Origin of the sequence: Emticicia sp. C21, assembly GCF_003418935.1 — a bacterium.
Classification (GTDB): domain Bacteria; phylum Bacteroidota; class Bacteroidia; order Cytophagales; family Spirosomataceae; genus Emticicia.
Window position 1 is genome coordinate 210,021 of the sequence record NZ_QVMT01000009.1, and the last position, 17,370, is coordinate 227,390.

The window sequence follows — 17,370 nt, forward strand, 5'->3', positions numbered from 1 at the left end:
CTTTTGGCTCTATAATTATCATCATTTCAACAAAGTTTTTTTGTCTTTTCATTAGTACTAATATTTTATCTATACAAAACTAAATTTTGTCTCATAAAACCTCAAAAGAATTAAATTTTAAAGTAAATTTATCCATCCAAATATTCTACTTATGAACCGACGTTTAGCTATCAGAGACCTGACTTTAGCCTTAGGTGGGCTTGTCTCTATTCCTTCATGGGCCTCCAACGGATGGAACGCGAACTCCTTGTCGATAAGCTCAAGTTTTTTCAAGACTGCTGAACAGAATATACTCGAAGTAATCGTAGAAACTATCATTCCTGAATCTTCTACCAAAGGAGCAAAATCTTTAGGTGTGCCTGCTTTTTTGCAAAAAATGCTACAAGATTGCTATGAAGCACCTGTATCTGAGAATATTAAGAATGGCTTATCTGCAACCGATGCCACAGCCCAAAAGCAGTTCGGCAAACCTTTTGAAGGCTGTAATACTCAGCAAAAGCAGCAAATACTGTTAGGTTTTGAGAAAAGTGAAGATACCAGACTGAAGGAGTTTTATAGTCTGATTAAAAATCTGACTATACTCGGATATACTACCTCTGAGTATGTGCAAACAGAGTTTTTGCATTACAATATGGCACCCGGGCATTATTATGGTTGTGTATCTGTAAAAAAATAAACTATTCACCTATACTACGACATAAAATGGCAAATCTTGCAATAGATATAAAAAAACAGAATACTTACGATGCCATCGTGATTGGCTCGGGTATTAGTGGAGGTTGGGCAGCAAAAGAATTATGTGAGAAGGGTTTGAAAACAATCGTACTGGAACGCGGAAGAGATATAAAACATATTGCAGACTACCCAACTGCTATGAAAAATCCCTGGGATTTCGAGCATCGCGGGCAAGTGCCTTTAGATGTCAGAAGTCAATATCCTAAGGGCAGGGCAGCATTTTTAAGAGAAGAGACGCTTCCGTTTGCACTGAAAGATGGGATACAACCCTTTGTAGAAGAAAAACCTTTTACCTGGACACGTGGATATCATGTAGGAGGTAAATCATTAATGTGGGCAAGGCAAACACAACGCTGGAGTGATTTAGATTTCGAAGGCCCAAAACGTGATGTATTTGCTGTTGACTGGCCTATCCGCTATGCTGATATTGCACCCTGGTATAGCCATGTAGAGAAATTTGCCGGTATCTCAGGTAATAAAGATGGTTTACAGGAATTACCAGACGGCGAATTTCTTACTCCGATTGAATTGAACTGTGTAGAACAACACCTGAAAAAAGTTTTAATAAAAGAATATGATAGCAAACGCCATGTAATTCAGGGACGTTGTGCGCATGTAACTGACCCGCAGCCTATTCATTTAAAACAAGGTAGGGCTACATGCCAGCATCGCAACTTGTGTAATCGTGGTTGTCCGTACGGTGGATATTTTAGCAGCAATGCATCTACCCTACCATGGGCTGCCAAAACTGGTAATATGACTTTACGACCGTTCTCAACTGTTCATTCTATTATCTTTGATGAAAAACTCAATAAAGCCTCAGGTGTAAGAGTGGTTGATACCAATACCAAAGAAATGATTGAGTATTATGCGAAAATCATTTTTGTTAATGGTTCTGCTTTAAACTCAAACCTGATTTTGCTGAATTCAATCTCCGCTCGTTTCCCCAATGGTTTGGGTAATGACAGTGGACTTTTGGGTAAATTTATAGCTTGGCATAACTACCGTGGTAAAATATCGGCTGAGTATGAAGGTTTTCTGGATAAGATCACCGATGGAAAAAATCCAAGCAATGGTTATGTGCCAAGATTCAGAAACCTGCATTCACAGGAAACTGACTTTTTGAGAGGTTATGCCGCTGGAGTTGGCGCAGGTAGAGGCTCTTATTCAAGCCGGGAAGGTATTGGCGAAGATTTGAAGAATAGCCTATTGTTTCCTAAATTGAATAATCATTGGCACGTAAGCTCATGGATGATGGGCGAATGTGTGCCAATCGAAAAAAATCATGTCAGGTTACACGAAACACTGAAAGACCCTTTTGGTATTCCGCAATTAGTCACTTCTGCCGAATGGACTGATAATGATGTAAAAATGGTAAAGGATTACATGGAACAATTTACGGAAATGTTTACCAAGGCAGGGTTCAGAAATATAAAAGCGGTTGATGGCAAATCAAATCCAGGCTCAGATATTCATGAGATGGGTGGTGTAAGAATGGGACATGACCCTAAAACTTCTTTGCTTAATCAATGGAATGCTTTGCATCTTTGCAAAAACGTTTTTGTAACAGACGGCGCTTGCATGACATCTACCGGAACGCAAAACCCTTCCCTGACTTATATGGCTCTAACTGCCCGCGCAGCAAACTACGCAGTGGGCGAAATGAAGAAGAAAAACCTTTAATAACTATAATTAACCTCGGCGGAAATCGCCTCATTAACTATGAAGAAAATCCTTTTTTACAGTTTATTAAGCCTGGTATTTATTCAGGGAGTAAATGCGCAAAAGAAAAAGCCTTTGTACACAGCACCATTTGCAGTACAGACTTATACTTATCGCAATGTAATGCCTAAAGACGTACCCGGTACACTTGACCTGATTAAATCATTGGGCATCACCGAGATTGAAGGTGGTGGAGCAAAAGGTGTAACATTAGAAGAATTTAAAAAAATGTGTGATGATAGAGGAATTAAGATTCCATCGACCGGGATTGGTTATGAGCAATTGAGAAATCCGGAAGAAACCATCAAAAGAGCCAAGATATTGGGTTCTACTTACGTGATGTGTGCATGGATACCTCACAAAGGTGATAATTTTACCATTGAAGAGGCAAAAAAAGCAGTAGAAGATTTCAACTATGCCGGTAAAATATTCAAAGAAAATGGTATTACCTTCTGTTATCATGACCATGGCTATGAATTCAGACCATATGAAGATGGTACATTAATGGATTATATCATTAAAAACACAAATCCAGAATACGTTTCTTTTGAGATGGATGTATTATGGACCATTCATGGAGGCGGCGATCCTGTAGCTTTAATGAAAAAATATCCTAATCGCTGGAAATTAATGCACGTGAAAGATTTGAAAAAAGGCATTAAAGGTGATTTCTCTGGTCATACACCTGCTGAGAACGATGTGGTTTTAGGAACAGGGCAAGCTGATTGGCCAAATATTTTTAAAGAAGCCAACAAAATCGGTATTAAACACTTCTTTATTGAAGACGAAAGTAATAACGAACTGGTAAATGTTCCGAAAAGTATTGAGTATCTAAAGAGTTTGAAGCAGTAATTTTAAACGCAAAGAGGAGAAACCGCTAAGGTCTCTCCTCTTTACTTTTATCGAACATCTAATCAATTATTGTTTTTTAATCCAGTCCAGAATATAATCTGCATCTTCCTTCCAGGTTGCTTGGCCTAGTACGTAGTGGTTTCTACCTTTGAATTCTTTATAATCTAATACCGATCCTGATTCTTTGTAAGCTTTATAGTTACGCATATTCAGGTGTGCCGGTATAATTGTATCTTTATCACCTGAGGTAATCAATAAAGGGGCATGTGGTTTAGCAAAATCAACTTTTGCTGCACTTGTTAATCCACCTCTGGCTACAGTTTTCGATTCAGGAATGGTATTTTTTTCATAAGCTTCTTTTTGTTCTTCTAATGGCATTCCATTCACAAAAGCATACTGCCAGTCTTTAAACGACATCAGGTAAGTTTTTTTCAAGGATGTAAACAAACCAAGTACTTTCCAGCCTGCTTTCAGGAACGAGAATTCATAAGGTATAATACCTTGCGGAGCAACCGGGTGAATGGCGATACCAGCTGCAGCTAAATCTCTGTTTACTAAAATCTGCGTGATTAACCCCCCTAAAGAGTGACCAATGATAATTGGCTTTTCCGGGAATTGTTTCACAATATTTGCATAATGATCTACTAATTCATCTAAAGTCAGGGCAGCTAAATCAGTGTCATTCGGTTGTCTGCTTCGTAAATCCTCTGCAGTTGGTGCATCTTTAAATGGCCAGGCAGGAGCAATAGTGTTATAGCCTTTGCTTTCAAAATATTTTTGCCATTCCTGCCATGAAGAATTGTGAACGAAAGCGCCTGTAATAAATACGATGTTTTTGGTGGTGATTGAATTTTTCATTGTAGTATTGATTTGATGTTTTTAAAATCTGTGTTGTTGTTATCGTTAAGATTATGATACAAATGTCATAGATAGGCATGACAATAATTTTAACCTAAGTTAAATAAGCAACCTAAGCCAGATTTTTTTCCAATAAATTCAATACAGTTATTAAGAATGAGTTAACCACGGAGTATCACTAAGTTTTGGGCAGAGTCGAGCTGAGTTTAATCAAATCAATAAATAATTACTTACCAATAATTCTCCTGCGAATGCGGCTCAACGATGGGCCCTGGATGCCCAGATAGGAGGAAATCTGATATAATGGAATAGTATTGAAGATATCAGGGTGCTCGTCAATTAATTGCAGGTAACGCTGTTCAGGAGTTTGAAATAAAAAGCTTTCAGTACGATTCATCGAAACATTAAAGGCCAACTCAGCTATGAGTCGCCCAAAATGTTCCCATTTATGAGATTTCTGATATAATCGGTTAAGGTCATCTATATGGATATACAGAATCTTCGAATCGACCATTGATTGAGTAAAGTAGTTACAGGGAGTTTGAGTAATAAAACTTTTGAATGAAACTACTACCTGATTTTTTGAGAAAAAGAAGACATTCTTTTCTTCGCCTGTATTATCATCAACATAATATGTTCTGAAAACGCCATCAATAATAAATCCAAGATACTTGCACACATTACGGTATTCATTGTAATACTCTCCTTTTTTATAATTCTTATGCTGCCAATAAGGTGAAGCAAGCTTAAAATCATCTTCATCTATTTTGGCTAATTGTTGTAAAGCGTGAGCAAGTATATCATGGTAGTTCATCATAAATTTCAGTAGATTCAGGTTTTATCAAATCTACAGACTCTATACATATTTAGCAAGTTTTGATTGAAATTGACATTAAATTTCATATTTATCTCAACCATAACTTTTTATCAGAGTTTTATAGGCATCGAAAGCAGGTTTAGATATATAATCATCTTTCATCAAACCGAATTGGAATCCGTTATCCGAACTATCAGCATCTCTTAAACCGAAATACTCATAATGGGTAATATTTAATTCCACCTTCAACTGATTCACTACGAGCAGTGTATCTATTAAGACTTCCTTTTGTCTTTGAAAGGTGCGTTCCGGAGTAGTGGCCCATCCATTTTCTGTAATATGGATCGGAATATTGTCTGAAATTTTCCCAATAGCTAGATTTGCTTTTCTGAATTGATTTAATACCAGATTTACCGCTTCTTCTATGCTTATTGTAATACCATCAGGTTTTGCAGGTAATGGTATAAATACATCGGGAAAAAAGTCCAGACCAACAAAATCCAACGAGTTCATAAATTTTGGAGTAATTCTCTCTGCTAAACTTTGCCAGAAACTATCCGTCGGGTTAAATGAGACAACGGCATTAAAGCCTACCATTATATGCAAACCTAATAGAGAAGCCTCTCGCTTGGCCACGATAACTCCTTCAATAATAGCTTCATGAATATTTTTAGAACTCCCATCCCCTCCTGTTAAAGCATCAGGATTATTAGGTTCCTCTGTAATTTGTATTTTATGCAAATGCGTTGAGTATTGATGAATCATTCTTTTAATAAAAATAATCCATCCGTCAATATCGCCTGTAGCACTCCTATAGCATAATGTCAAATCCAATTTTCTTCCATTGATGCAATATTGTTCCATCATTTCAGGTGCTTCTACGTCAACATTATCGAATCCTCTATATCCTCGTACCAGAAATAGTTGTTTATCACCCTGTAAAATATCTAATGCCTCATTAATCTTTTCAGGATTATTTGGTAATCCTTTTTGTAAAGCATCTAGTCCACCGGGGTAAATACCAAATATAAGTTTATCATCCATAATATATTGTTTTCGTTATTTAATCGACAAATATACATCGCTTTAGATTTATTTACAACATATTAGTTTTTATTTTCTTATATTTACATCGGATCAGATATAACATCTATGAATAAGACAATAAAACTCTTAATAGAATGGGATTCATATGAACAAGAGAATCCACACGCAAACCTTGATGAATTTTGCAGGTATTATTTGGCAAAACAAAATCTTAGCGAAGAAAATACATCAGCAAATAGTAGAGGCTTGCTTCTTAGAACAATGGGGCGTATCACAAGCGCTTTTAATCTTTATCAAAGAGCTGCCATGAGCGAAACTCAATTACCGTTCCACGATGGTTTTTATTACCTGAATGGTTTAGCACATATAGGTGAGGTTCGCAAGACAGATTTAATTAATTATTTACTTGTAGAATACACTACAGGCATGGAAGCTATTGCGAAATTACTGTACGATGATTTCATACAAACCCGCCCTGACGAAACAGATGGAAGAGCACGTTTAATCAGCCTTACAGAGAAAGGCAGGCAAACTTTGGCTGAATGCTATAAATATATGGCTAAAGCTGGAGAAATGATTTTTAGCGAAATGAGTGAAGAAGCTATCCAATTATGTATTCAGCAATTAGAAGCTGTAGAGAAAAAGCATTCAGTATTGGCGGTAGAAGTGAAAGGCAAGAGTTTCGAAGAGATGTATAATTACATAAAAAATCATTAAGAGCAGCTACTACAGCAAAAAAGACTGCCCTTCAAGCAGTCTTTTCTACAAATAATCTATTGCTAAAATTATCCGACACTTCCTTCTAGTGAAATCTCTAATAATTTTTGTGCTTCAACGGCAAACTCCATGGGTAATTGGTTTAATACTTCTTTTACATATCCATTTACAATCAATGCCACCGCTTTCTCTGTTGGGATACCTCTCTGGTTGCAATAGAACAATTGGTCTTCGCCGATTTTCGAGGTAGTTGCTTCATGTTCTACTGTGGCAGAAGAATTATTTACTTCAATATATGGGAATGTATGTGCTCCACATCTATCGCCCAATAATAACGAATCACACTGTGAGAAGTTACGGGCATTTTGTGCTCTTTTTGAAATATCTACCAAACCTCTATAAGAGTTCTGGCTTTTACCTCCTGAAATACCTTTTGATACAATACGGCTTTTGGTATTTTTACCAATATGAATCATTTTCGTACCGGTATCAGCCTGTTGCATATTGTTTGTAACAGCTACTGAATAGAACTCTCCGATTGAATTATCACCACGAAGAATTACGGAAGGATATTTCCAGGTAATGGCAGAGCCTGTTTCAACCTGTGTCCATGAAATTTTAGAACCTTCACCGAAACATAATCCACGTTTGGTTACAAAGTTATAAATACCACCTTTCCCCTCTTTATCACCCGGATACCAGTTTTGTACAGTTGAATATTTTACTTCAGCATCTTTGTGAGCATAAATTTCAACTACTGCCGCATGCAATTGGTTCTCATCACGCTGCGGGGCTGTACAGCCTTCCAGATAACTTACGTAAGCACCTTCGTCAGCAACAATCAAGGTACGTTCAAATTGCCCGGTTCCTGCCGCGTTAATACGGAAGTAAGTAGACAATTCCATCGGGCAACGAACGCCTTTCGGAATATAACAGAACGAGCCATCAGAAAATACGGCTGCATTCAGTGCTGAATAAAAATTATCTTTTACTGGTACAACCGAGCCCAAATATTTCTTAACTAAATCAGGGTGTTCCTGAATAGCGTCTGACATTGAACAGAATATAATTCCCAATTTCTTTAGATCTGCCTTAAAGGTTGTAGCCACTGAAACCGAGTCAATCACGGCATCAACCGCAACACCTGATAAAGGTTTTGATTCAACACCGGCTAAACGCTCCTGCTCTTTTAATGAAATCCCTAAACGCTCGAAAGTACGACGTAATTCCGGGTCAATTTCATCAAGACTATTAACAGTCTTCTTCTGTTTTGGTGCAGAATAATATTTGATACCCTGAAAATCAACAGGTTTGTAGTGGATGTTTGCCCATTTAGGTTCAGTCATGTTTAACCATGTTCTGAAAGCATTCAAACGCCATTCTAACATCCACTCAGGCTCGTTTTTTTTCTCAGAAATCAAACGGATTACATTTTCGTCTAATCCTGCCGGAACTTCATCTGCCTCAATGTCGGTATAAAACCCGTATTTATATTCGGAGCTTGTTAATTCTTCTAATAATTCTAAGTCTTTACTCATGTATTTTTGCTTTGTGCGCTTTTAAAATAAAAGCGAAATATTAGACTTTTGCGTAGTAACAAATAGCAAACTAAGCATCTGCTGTAATTATCCTAACACCAGTTAAGAAATATTTGTTCGCAAATTTAGCCTTAATACCGATACGATGGGCGAATTTGTTAAATTTATTCTCTATAGACCAATATTCCTTACTGTGCAGGCTGAAAAGTCGCTACAAACTTATACGTTTCACCGTTCAATGTAATAGTTGTTTGTCCCGTAAAAATGTTATCGTTCAATTCTACAATGTCAAATACCGTATCATTTAGTTCTCTACCCAGGAAAACAATTTTGTCGATTTTAAATTTAGTTTCATTTTCCTGAAAGCTCCAGTTCGATTTCAACAAAAGGTCGGGGTCATTTGCACCACATTTCGTTGCACCCTCTCTGAACTCATATGTATTGTTTGGATAAAAAATCAATATATTATCAGTGACACAAGCAGGTTGGGTAGTTACTAAATCTACTTTAAGTCCACCAGAATTGGTTGCTTCCGCTTTCGTATTCTTCCATGTTTTAGAAGAAGCCCCTGCCAGATATTCTGTTTTTGACTTTGCCGCTACAACAGATTTCTCTTTACACGAAAACACAATTAAACTACTGATAGTCAGGACAATTAGAACTTTACTGAATCTCATTTTTCGAAAATTTTGTTTACTATTAATTATTTACAATTTGCTATTATTCAATATCTCCACAATTCTCTGCCCTGTCTTAGCCGATGCCCCAGCACTACCAAGTATTTCTCTTATTCTTTGATAGTCCGCTATTTGCTGCTTTCTTTTCTCCGAATTACCAAGTACTGCTTTAATTTCTCTCGCAATATTCTCAGAAGTCAATTCGCCTTGTAACAACTCTTTTACTACTTCTTTTTCAGCAATGAGATTGACTAACGAAATAAAAGGCACTTTAATAACCATGCTGGCTATACTATAGGTTACCAGACCCATTTTATAACAAACCACTTGGGGAACTCCAAATAAAGCAGTTTCTAATGTAGCTGTTCCACTTGTTACCATTGCTGCTTCGGCATGGCTTAATAAGTCGTAAGCCTGATCAAAAACAAGGCTGACATCATCAGACAAAAAGCGTTCGTAAAACTCTTTTGAAAGATTGCCTACACCTGCTATAACGAACCGATAACCCGGAAATTGCTTTTTAGTGGCAACCATGAGTTCAAGCATTTTCTCAACTTCCTGCTTTCGGCTACCGGGCAATAAGGCAATTATTTTGCTATTTTCGAGTTTATTCTGGCTTAAGAAATCAGGATTTGGTTGAAAGGCTGCAATTGCATCGAATAGAGGATTACCCACAAATTCAACTTCATAATCATACTTTTTAAAAAAGTCGACCTCAAAAGGGAATATCACAAAAAGCTTATCAATGGTTTGTTTTAGCTTCAAAGCTCGTTTTTGATTCCATGCCCAAACCTTAGGTGAGATATAATAGAATAACTTATAACCTTGTGGTTTTGCCCATTTGGCTATACGCATATTAAAGCCTGCATAATCAATCAGAATAATGGCATCGGGCTGAAATTCCTCTATCTGTTTCTTGCAGAGTTTAAAAAAGCCAAGAATTTTTGAAAGGTTCTGCACTACCTCAAAGAAACCCATAAAGGCTGTATCTCTATAGTGCATCTGAATAGTTGCTCCTGCTGCTTGCATATAATCTCCACCCCATCCTAGTATCTGAGCTTCTTTATCTGCTTGCTTAATAGCAGTAATCAGATTAGAACCATGCAAATCTCCTGACCTTTCGCCGGCTATGATGAAGTATTTCATTTGGAGGAATTTAGTGATTGAGTGAATTAGTGATTAAGTGATTATTTTATTGTCAATGTATTTCTAAAAAATAAACGTTCCTCAAAATCTTGAATTTTGTATAGATAGGGAATTGCACTTTTTATAACTTTGAAAGTTTGTCTTAAAACCGTTTAACACATTTCGATAAAATTCTAAATAATCTAAGAAATAGTTATTCTACTATTAGACAATGAATTACTCCCCAAAATACTCTACATAGTGATTAGGCGTTTCAATTAGTTTTACACAGTGCAAAGCACTATTGTATTCATTCTCAATAACAGGGGCTAATATATTCCAGATTTCAACCGCAAAAACTTCAGTACTTGGAAACTTGCCTTTCAGGAATTCTACATCTTCATTCAGAAAAGTATGATCTACTTTATCAATGATTTCCTGTTTCATCAATTTGCTCAATGCCTTTAAGTCCATTACAAATCCTGTGTTAGGGTCTATTTCACCTTTTACAGTTACAATCAGTTCCCAGTTATGACCATGAATATTTGAACACAAACCAAAAACCTCTCTGTTTTTCTCTTCCGACCACGTGGCATTCCACAATCTATGCGCTGCATTAAATCTTTCGCGCCTTGTAATATGAATCATAATATTTTGTTGATTTTCATTTTGACCTTTTAACAACGGAACCCGTTACAAAAAGTTCACAAAATTACCATCAAAAAAGCATTAACCTATTGTTATGAACGTTATTTCAATGCATATTCTTTAAAAAGTCCAAATTAATCGAAGTTAAGTCTATGGATTTACGTTTTGGAATGTGCTAAATTTGCAAACTTTATAACACTACGAAAGTTTTATGATAATTGTTACGGGTGCCGCTGGTTTTATTGGAAGCTGTTTGATACAACGCCTGAATCAAGACGGGTTTAATTTTATTATTGCGGTTGATGACTTCTCTAATCCTCTGAAAATGAAGAATTTAGAGAATAAAAAGATACAAGAGTTTGTGCACCGTGACGTATTTTTTGAGTGGTTAGACAAAAATCAGGCTGAAGTTGAGTTTTGTTTTCATATCGGTGCACGTACAGATACTGCAGAGTTTGACCAAGATATTTTCAACAGATTAAATCTGAATTACTCAAAGCAGATATGGAAAAAGTGCCATCTGTACCAGATTCCACTTATCTACGCCTCTTCAGCAGCTACTTATGGGAATGGTGAGTTTGGTTATGATGATAATGAATTGCAGATCCCTCAATTAAAGCCTTTAAATCCTTACGGAGAATCGAAGAATGAGTTTGATAAATGGGCTTTATTACAAAAGGATGCTCCATTCTTCTGGGCGGGTTTAAAATTCTTCAACGTTTTTGGACCAAATGAGTACCACAAGAGTAGAATGGCTTCTGTTATTTTCCATTCTTACAACCAGATTAAAGCGACAGGAAGAATCAAACTTTTCAAATCCCATCGACCTGACTTTAAAGATGGCGAACAAATGCGTGATTTCGTATATGTAAAAGATTTAGTGGAAGTTTGTATTCATCTAATGCATTCACGTCGTAATTCGGGTATATATAATTTAGGTACAGGCAATGCCCGTACTTTCCTGGATTTGGCTAAGGCTACCTTTGCTGCTCTGAATCTTGAGCCTCAGATAGACTTCATAGATACGCCAGTTGATATTCGTGATAAATATCAATATTTTACTCAGGCGAATATGAGTAAACTACGTCTGATAGGGTATAAAAAATCTTTTACCTCTTTAGAAGATTCGGTGCAGGATTATGTGAGCAATTATTTAGTTGGAGATAATTATCTTTAAAATCTTCATTTTATCCTCCTTTTCTTACTATTTTTGCAAAAATTCGTTTGCAAGCCTGATATACGGGTTTTAGAGATATTACGTTGTTACGAATAAATCAATAGACAGTTATTAAACATCACAGCTGTCTTAAAGACTCGGAACTGAACATTTAGATGAAAAATATTCGCAATTTCTGCATTATTGCACACATTGACCACGGCAAAAGTACACTTGCCGATCGCCTATTACAATCTACTAATACTATTTCAGATCGTGAAATGCAAGCCCAAGTGCTTGATGACATGGATTTGGAAAGAGAAAGAGGGATTACAATAAAAAGCCACGCCATTCAGATGAATTATAAGTTTGAAGGGCAGGAATATATATTAAACCTGATTGATACTCCTGGTCACGTCGATTTCAGTTATGAGGTTTCGCGCTCTATTGCCGCCTGTGAAGGTGCTTTGTTGGTGGTAGATGCTTCACAAGGAATTGAGGCGCAAACTATTAGTAACCTCTTTCTGGCGCTAGATCATGATTTGGAAATCATTCCGGTACTCAATAAAATTGACTTACCTGGTGCAATGCCAGAAGAAGTAAAAGACCAGATTGTAGATCTGATAGGTTGTGACAGAGATTCTATCATCCCTGCAAGTGCGAAAGAAGGTATTGGAATTAATGAAATTCTGGCGGCTATTATTCATCGTATTCAGCCACCTAAAGGGAATCCAAATGCTGAATTGCAAGCCTTGATTTTTGACTCTACATTTAACTCGTACCGCGGTATTGAGGTAATTTTCCGTGTAAAAAACGGCCGTATATCTAAAGGTGATAAAGTAAAATTCGTAGCCACAGGTAAAGAATATTTTGCGGATGAAGTAGGGATTCTGCGTTTAACCAAAGAACCTCGGGATTACGTAGATTGTGGAGACGTAGGATATATTATTTCAGGTATTAAAGTAGCCAAAGAGGTAAAAGTAGGTGATACCATTACTCACTCTGAAAACCCAACTAAAGAAGCCATTAAAGGTTTCGAAGAAGTAAAACCCATGGTATTTGCCGGTATTTATCCGGTTGATACCTCAGAGTTTGAGGATTTGAGAGAGGCCATGGAAAAGTTGCAGTTGAATGATGCTGCGCTTATCTGGGAACCTGAAACATCAGCCGCTTTGGGCTTTGGTTTCAGATGTGGTTTCTTAGGTATGCTACACATGGAGATTGTACAGGAGCGTCTGGAACGTGAGTTTGACATGACAGTATTGACGACGGTACCATCCGTACGTTTTAACGTAATAGATAAGAAAGGAGAAATTCTTGAAGTTTCTGCACCATCAGAAATGCCTGACCCAAACTATATCGACTGGATTGAAGAGCCATTTATCAATGCACAAATTATTACAGCCTCTGACTACGTTGGTCCAATTATGGGTCTTTGTATGGAGAAAAGGGGTATTCTGAAAAATCAGGTATATCTGACTGCTACCCGTGTTGAGTTAACTTTTGAAATGCCGCTTTCGGAAGTAGTATTTGATTTCTTCGACAAACTAAAAACTATATCAAGAGGATACGCCTCATTAGATTATCATCTGATAGGCTATCGTGAATCTAATCTGGTAAAACTGGATATTCTTTTAAATGGTGACCCGGTTGATGCCCTTTCGGCTATTGTGCACCGTGATAAAGCCTACGATTGGGGTAAGAAATTATGTGAGAAACTTCGCGAGCTTTTACCACGCCAGCAGTTTGAAATTGCTATTCAGGCAGCCATCGGGGCAAAAATCATTGCCCGTGAAACGGTAAAAGCCTTACGCAAAGACGTAATTGCCAAGTGTTATGGAGGTGATATTTCCCGTAAACGTAAGCTTCTGGAAAAACAGAAAAAGGGTAAGAAGAGAATGCGCCAGATTGGAACAGTAGAGGTGCCACAAGAAGCATTTATGGCTGTATTGAAGATTAGCTAAATATAAATGCCCTTCCTGATTCTACTGACGGAGGGGCTTTTTATTTCGTTCCAGTAATAGAATTACGTAAAGTTTTTGTTGGAATATTAATGACATTCACAGACTTTATTATAATTTTGGGCATCAAAGAAATTTGTTACAACCGATTCTAAGTAAAATCAATAAATTGCTCAAGGCTACGTAACTTTTTATTCAGCTATGATGTTCTGATAAAAGTACAGGAACCGTTGCAGCAAAATCATTAATCCAAAACCAAGCAAATTTTTAAAATGGCAGAAGTAATCCGAATGCCCAAGATGAGCGACACCATGACTGAAGGTGTGATTGCAGCATGGCATAAAAAAGTTGGAGATACTGTAAAATCAGGCGATATTTTAGCAGAAGTAGAAACAGATAAGGCTACAATGGATATGGAGTCTTATTATGATGGCACCTTGCTATATATTGGTGTAGAAAAGGGGCAATCTGTTCCGGTTGATGCTATCATGGCCGTAATCGGTAAACCTGGTGAAGATTATCAAAGCCTTTTAAGTGGTGGTGGATCAGCACAGCCTGCTGAAGCACCAAAAGAAGCTGCTCCGGCTGCTCAACCTGCGCCACAACCTACTGCACCGGCAGCCCCGGCAGTAGATACATCAAATATTAAAGCTAAAACAGTACAAATGCCTCTTTTGAGTGATACCATGACAGAAGGGGTAATACATACCTGGTTGAAAAAAGTAGGTGATAAAGTAAAATCAGGTGATATTCTGGCTGAAATTGAGACAGATAAAGCTACGATGGAACTTGAAGCCTATGAAGATGGCACATTGTTGTATATAGGTGTTGAAGCCGGACAGGCTGCAAAAGTGAATGCAGTAATTGCTGTTATCGGTGAAGAAGGTGCCGACTATCAGGCGCTTCTAAACGCTGGCAATACTCCTGCTACTCCTGCACCAACAGAAGCAAAATCAGAGCAACCTGCTGCTTCCACCCCGCAAGCAACAAATACACCTGAATCAACTGTATCCGCTAACAATGGGCGTATATTGGCATCTCCATTAGCGAAACGTCTGGCGGAAGAAAAAGGTATTAATTTATCTGATGTAAATGGTTCTGGCGAAGGTGGAAGAATTGTCAAAAATGATGTTGATAGCTTCCAGCCAAAAACTAAACCTGCTACACCAAGCCAAACTACCGCTCCTGTAGTTGCAGCGGCTCCGGCGGGTCAGGAAAGCTACGAAGATATACCTCTTTCGCAAATGCGTAAGACTATCGCTCGTCGTTTAGCTGAATCTAAATTCTCTGCCCCTGAGTTCTATCTGACGATGGAAATCACAATGGACAAAGCCATCAAGGCTAGAGAGGCGATGAATGAAATTTCTCCTGTGAAGATTTCGTTCAACGACATGGTAATTAAAGCTGTTTCAGCGGCATTAACTAAACACCCTATGGTAAATGCATCCTGGTTAGGTGATAAGATTCGTAAAAATCACCATGTACATATCGGTATGGCCGTAGCGGTTGAAGAAGGACTATTAGTACCTGTTATCCGTTTCGCCAATACCAAAACACTTTCTCAGATTGCAGCCGAAACCAAAGATTTAGGAGGTAAAGCTAAAAACAAGCAATTGCAACCTAAAGATTGGGAAGGCAATACCTTTACAGTAAGTAACCTGGGTATGTTTGGTATCGAGCAGTTTACCTCAATCATCAACCCTCCTGAATCTTGTATCCTTGCTGTGGGTGCTATTAAAGAAACGGTTGGTGTTAAAGATGGTCAGTTCTTCGTAACTAATATCATGAAGCTAACCCTTACTTGTGACCACCGTGTAGTTGATGGCGCTACTGGTGCAGCATTTATGGTTACTTTAAAACAATTGTTGGAAGAACCGTACAAATTATTGGTATAGATGTCATTCAAAGCATATCAATTGAAATCACTGATAAATCCCTCATTGAAAATATGGGGGATTTATTGCTTTTTAGTATTGGCTATTCCTTCATTCGCACAGGAAACACCTCAACAAAGGCTTACCAAGTTCTTTACCTGGATAGGCAAACCAGAAAAATTACCCAACGAAAACGAATGTTTTTATGGAGAAGGGATGGATATTATTAAAATTAATACCAAATGCATCCAAAACTATTTGGTTGCTATTCAGAAGACCGGATTGTTTTCAAGCGTGTATATGAAGAATCTGAAAAATGAATTTGCCGAGAAGCAGGCCATTGTAGCTAAAAAGGATACAGCGGAAAGAATGGATTATGATAGGTATTTACTATCTCAGGACCCTCCTACGACGGCACAACTACTTTATGCACTCAAAAACAGTTCTTCCACTAAAATAGACAAAACAAAGGCGAGGGTAACAGTAAATCTTAAAAAGCCTTATGTACAAACACTGATTTATAATTTTGATTTAGAAGATAATCTCTGGAAGATTTCTTCCGTAGAAGAAAAAGAATAAGATGGAAAAAATACACGCAACAACTGTCCTTGGGATCATTCATAATGGTAAAGTAGCTCTGGGAGCTGACGGGCAGGCAACAATGGGCAATACTATTGCCAAAAGCAACGTAAGGAAAGTAAGAAAGCTATTCGGCGGCAAAATATTAGCAGGTTTTGCTGGCTCAACAGCTGATGCATTTACCTTAATTGAGCGCTTTGAAGAGAAACTCAATTCTTATGGTGGTAATATGAAACGCGCAGCTATTGAACTAGCAAAAGATTGGCGTATGGACAGATACCTGCGTAAATTAGAAGCAATGTTGATCATAGCCAATGAAACAGAACTTCTGGTTATTTCGGGTACAGGAGATGTATTAGAACCAGATAATCAGATTGCAGCTATAGGCTCGGGAAGTATGTTTGCACAATCGGCCGCGATAGCTTTAAAAAGACATGCACCACAATTAAGCGCTCATGAAATGGTACAGGAAGGATTGAATATAGCGGCAGATATTTGTATCTATACTAACCACAATATTATTATAGAGACGCTTTAATAGCTGATTTTGTGATACCACCTTATGAAGCAATTCTAAGGTGGTTTTTTATTGTAGATTTATTTTCAATAGCAGCTTATTGAATTGAGCTAAGTTTTTTTTCCGGGTATCTATCAAAAATATAATCTTCCTGATCGTAGAACTGATCGGATAATACTAACAAAACAGCATTTTCAGAGAAATCATACATCTCATGCCAATCCTTAGGGTCGAGTAATAAACACATATCAGGTGCATCTAAATCATATACATGCTGCTCTTCGCCATCATCTACAAAAACTTTACAACTTCCACTTACACAAGTTAAAGCGTTATAAGCCAGTTTATGTCTATGACCACCCCTTATTTGATTCTCCGCATCATAAATATAAAAAATCCTCTTGATGCCCTCAGATAATATTTTTTCAAAAACCGTCAGACTTCCCTTTTCCGATGAAAACGTTTGTAAATGAAATAATTTTGCCATAAGGCTTTTTTGGCTTAGTTATAATAGTTAAAAATTGCGAGTATACTGTAAAATAAAGGC

17 protein-coding genes are annotated in these 17,370 nt (G+C 37.4%); 9 read left to right on the forward strand and 8 right to left on the reverse strand.

From position 1 onward, the window contains the following. Positions 1–151: 151 nt before the first annotated feature. Genes D0T08_RS19680 through D0T08_RS19690 form a run of 3 tightly spaced genes read left to right on the forward strand, consistent with a single transcriptional unit; the run spans position 152 to position 3,309 of the window. Entirely contained in the window at positions 152–676 is a 525-nt protein-coding gene (locus D0T08_RS19680; protein WP_116984392.1) for a gluconate 2-dehydrogenase subunit 3 family protein, read from the forward strand. Positions 677–702: 26 nt separating this feature from the next. Then, a complete protein-coding gene (locus tag D0T08_RS19685; RefSeq protein WP_116984393.1) occupies positions 703–2,418 on the forward strand; it encodes a GMC oxidoreductase in 1,716 nt (571 codons plus the stop codon). Between the two features lie 39 nt (positions 2,419–2,457). Continuing rightward, complete coding sequence (locus D0T08_RS19690; protein ID WP_116984394.1) at positions 2,458–3,309, forward strand: sugar phosphate isomerase/epimerase; 852 nt, start codon at positions 2,458–2,460, stop codon at positions 3,307–3,309. A 66-nt stretch (positions 3,310–3,375) separates the two neighbouring features. On the opposite strand, the gene D0T08_RS19695 is transcribed toward D0T08_RS19690, so the two are convergent. From D0T08_RS19695 to D0T08_RS19705, 3 genes are all read right to left on the reverse strand, one after another. Next, a complete protein-coding gene (locus D0T08_RS19695; RefSeq protein WP_116984395.1) occupies positions 3,376–4,167 on the reverse strand; it encodes an alpha/beta hydrolase in 792 nt (263 codons plus the stop codon). A 226-nt stretch (positions 4,168–4,393) separates the two neighbouring features. Beyond that, positions 4,394–4,984, reverse strand: a complete 591-nt coding sequence (locus tag D0T08_RS19700; protein WP_229239003.1) for a Crp/Fnr family transcriptional regulator — start codon at positions 4,982–4,984, stop codon at positions 4,394–4,396. Positions 4,985–5,077: 93 nt separating this feature from the next. Then, complete coding sequence (locus D0T08_RS19705; protein WP_116984396.1) at positions 5,078–6,028, reverse strand: hypothetical protein; 951 nt, start codon at positions 6,026–6,028, stop codon at positions 5,078–5,080. A gap of 108 nt (positions 6,029–6,136) precedes the next feature. On the opposite strand from D0T08_RS19705, the gene D0T08_RS19710 reads away from it, so the two are divergent. Then, entirely contained in the window at positions 6,137–6,748 is a 612-nt protein-coding gene (locus D0T08_RS19710) for a MarR family winged helix-turn-helix transcriptional regulator (protein ID WP_116984397.1), read from the forward strand. A 68-nt stretch (positions 6,749–6,816) separates the two neighbouring features. Here the strand turns inward: D0T08_RS19710 and sufB are convergent, their stop codons facing one another. From sufB to D0T08_RS19730, 4 genes are all read right to left on the reverse strand, one after another. Next, entirely contained in the window at positions 6,817–8,286 is a 1,470-nt protein-coding gene (gene sufB, locus D0T08_RS19715) for a Fe-S cluster assembly protein SufB (RefSeq protein WP_116984398.1), read from the reverse strand. A 188-nt stretch (positions 8,287–8,474) separates the two neighbouring features. After that, positions 8,475–8,963, reverse strand: a complete 489-nt coding sequence (locus tag D0T08_RS19720) for a hypothetical protein (protein WP_116984399.1) — start codon at positions 8,961–8,963, stop codon at positions 8,475–8,477. Positions 8,964–8,993: 30 nt separating this feature from the next. Further along, positions 8,994–10,109: a lipid-A-disaccharide synthase gene (lpxB, locus tag D0T08_RS19725; protein WP_116984400.1), complete on the reverse strand. Its 1,116-nt coding sequence runs from the start codon at positions 10,107–10,109 to the stop codon at positions 8,994–8,996. Positions 10,110–10,325: 216 nt separating this feature from the next. Then, a complete protein-coding gene (locus D0T08_RS19730; RefSeq protein WP_116984448.1) occupies positions 10,326–10,736 on the reverse strand; it encodes a 6-carboxytetrahydropterin synthase in 411 nt (136 codons plus the stop codon). A gap of 211 nt (positions 10,737–10,947) precedes the next feature. On the opposite strand from D0T08_RS19730, the gene rfaD reads away from it, so the two are divergent. The 5 genes from rfaD (at position 10,948) to hslV (ending at position 16,844) form a co-directional block, all read left to right on the forward strand. Then, a complete protein-coding gene (rfaD, locus tag D0T08_RS19735; protein WP_116984401.1) occupies positions 10,948–11,913 on the forward strand; it encodes an ADP-glyceromanno-heptose 6-epimerase in 966 nt (321 codons plus the stop codon). 155 nt (positions 11,914–12,068) lie between these two features. Then, on the forward strand, positions 12,069–13,856 hold the full coding sequence (gene lepA, locus D0T08_RS19740) for a translation elongation factor 4 (RefSeq protein ID WP_116984402.1): 1,788 nt from the start codon (positions 12,069–12,071) through the stop codon (positions 13,854–13,856). 269 nt (positions 13,857–14,125) lie between these two features. Beyond that, on the forward strand, positions 14,126–15,748 hold the full coding sequence (locus D0T08_RS19745) for a pyruvate dehydrogenase complex dihydrolipoamide acetyltransferase (RefSeq protein ID WP_116984403.1): 1,623 nt from the start codon (positions 14,126–14,128) through the stop codon (positions 15,746–15,748). Continuing rightward, on the forward strand, positions 15,749–16,306 hold the full coding sequence (locus D0T08_RS19750; RefSeq protein WP_116984404.1) for a hypothetical protein: 558 nt from the start codon (positions 15,749–15,751) through the stop codon (positions 16,304–16,306). It begins immediately after the preceding gene. 1 nt (position 16,307) lies between these two features. Further along, entirely contained in the window at positions 16,308–16,844 is a 537-nt protein-coding gene (hslV, locus tag D0T08_RS19755) for an ATP-dependent protease subunit HslV (protein ID WP_116984405.1), read from the forward strand. Positions 16,845–16,920: 76 nt separating this feature from the next. On the opposite strand, the gene D0T08_RS19760 is transcribed toward hslV, so the two are convergent. Further along, positions 16,921–17,310, reverse strand: a complete 390-nt coding sequence (locus tag D0T08_RS19760; RefSeq protein WP_116984406.1) for an FdtA/QdtA family cupin domain-containing protein — start codon at positions 17,308–17,310, stop codon at positions 16,921–16,923. Positions 17,311–17,370: the final 60 nt, after the last annotated feature.

What these genes read in the sequence shown, in the direction of transcription:
- D0T08_RS19680 (WP_116984392.1), top strand. Translation starts at nt 152, where the DNA reads ATGAACCGACGTTTAGCTATCAGAGACCTGACTTTAGCCTTAGGTGGG.
- D0T08_RS19685 (WP_116984393.1), top strand. Translation starts at nt 703, where the DNA reads ATGGCAAATCTTGCAATAGATATAAAAAAACAGAATACTTACGATGCC.
- D0T08_RS19690 (WP_116984394.1), top strand. Translation starts at nt 2,458, where the DNA reads ATGAAGAAAATCCTTTTTTACAGTTTATTAAGCCTGGTATTTATTCAG.
- D0T08_RS19695 (WP_116984395.1), bottom strand. Translation starts at nt 4,167, where the DNA reads ATGAAAAATTCAATCACCACCAAAAACATCGTATTTATTACAGGCGCT.
- D0T08_RS19700 (WP_229239003.1), bottom strand. Translation starts at nt 4,984, where the DNA reads ATGATGAACTACCATGATATACTTGCTCACGCTTTACAACAATTAGCC.
- D0T08_RS19705 (WP_116984396.1), bottom strand. Translation starts at nt 6,028, where the DNA reads ATGGATGATAAACTTATATTTGGTATTTACCCCGGTGGACTAGATGCT.
- D0T08_RS19710 (WP_116984397.1), top strand. Translation starts at nt 6,137, where the DNA reads ATGAATAAGACAATAAAACTCTTAATAGAATGGGATTCATATGAACAA.
- sufB (WP_116984398.1), bottom strand. Translation starts at nt 8,286, where the DNA reads ATGAGTAAAGACTTAGAATTATTAGAAGAATTAACAAGCTCCGAATAT.
- D0T08_RS19720 (WP_116984399.1), bottom strand. Translation starts at nt 8,963, where the DNA reads ATGAGATTCAGTAAAGTTCTAATTGTCCTGACTATCAGTAGTTTAATT.
- lpxB (WP_116984400.1), bottom strand. Translation starts at nt 10,109, where the DNA reads ATGAAATACTTCATCATAGCCGGCGAAAGGTCAGGAGATTTGCATGGT.
- D0T08_RS19730 (WP_116984448.1), bottom strand. Translation starts at nt 10,736, where the DNA reads ATGATTCATATTACAAGGCGCGAAAGATTTAATGCAGCGCATAGATTG.
- rfaD (WP_116984401.1), top strand. Translation starts at nt 10,948, where the DNA reads ATGATAATTGTTACGGGTGCCGCTGGTTTTATTGGAAGCTGTTTGATA.
- lepA (WP_116984402.1), top strand. Translation starts at nt 12,069, where the DNA reads ATGAAAAATATTCGCAATTTCTGCATTATTGCACACATTGACCACGGC.
- D0T08_RS19745 (WP_116984403.1), top strand. Translation starts at nt 14,126, where the DNA reads ATGGCAGAAGTAATCCGAATGCCCAAGATGAGCGACACCATGACTGAA.
- D0T08_RS19750 (WP_116984404.1), top strand. Translation starts at nt 15,749, where the DNA reads ATGTCATTCAAAGCATATCAATTGAAATCACTGATAAATCCCTCATTG.
- hslV (WP_116984405.1), top strand. Translation starts at nt 16,308, where the DNA reads ATGGAAAAAATACACGCAACAACTGTCCTTGGGATCATTCATAATGGT.
- D0T08_RS19760 (WP_116984406.1), bottom strand. Translation starts at nt 17,310, where the DNA reads ATGGCAAAATTATTTCATTTACAAACGTTTTCATCGGAAAAGGGAAGT.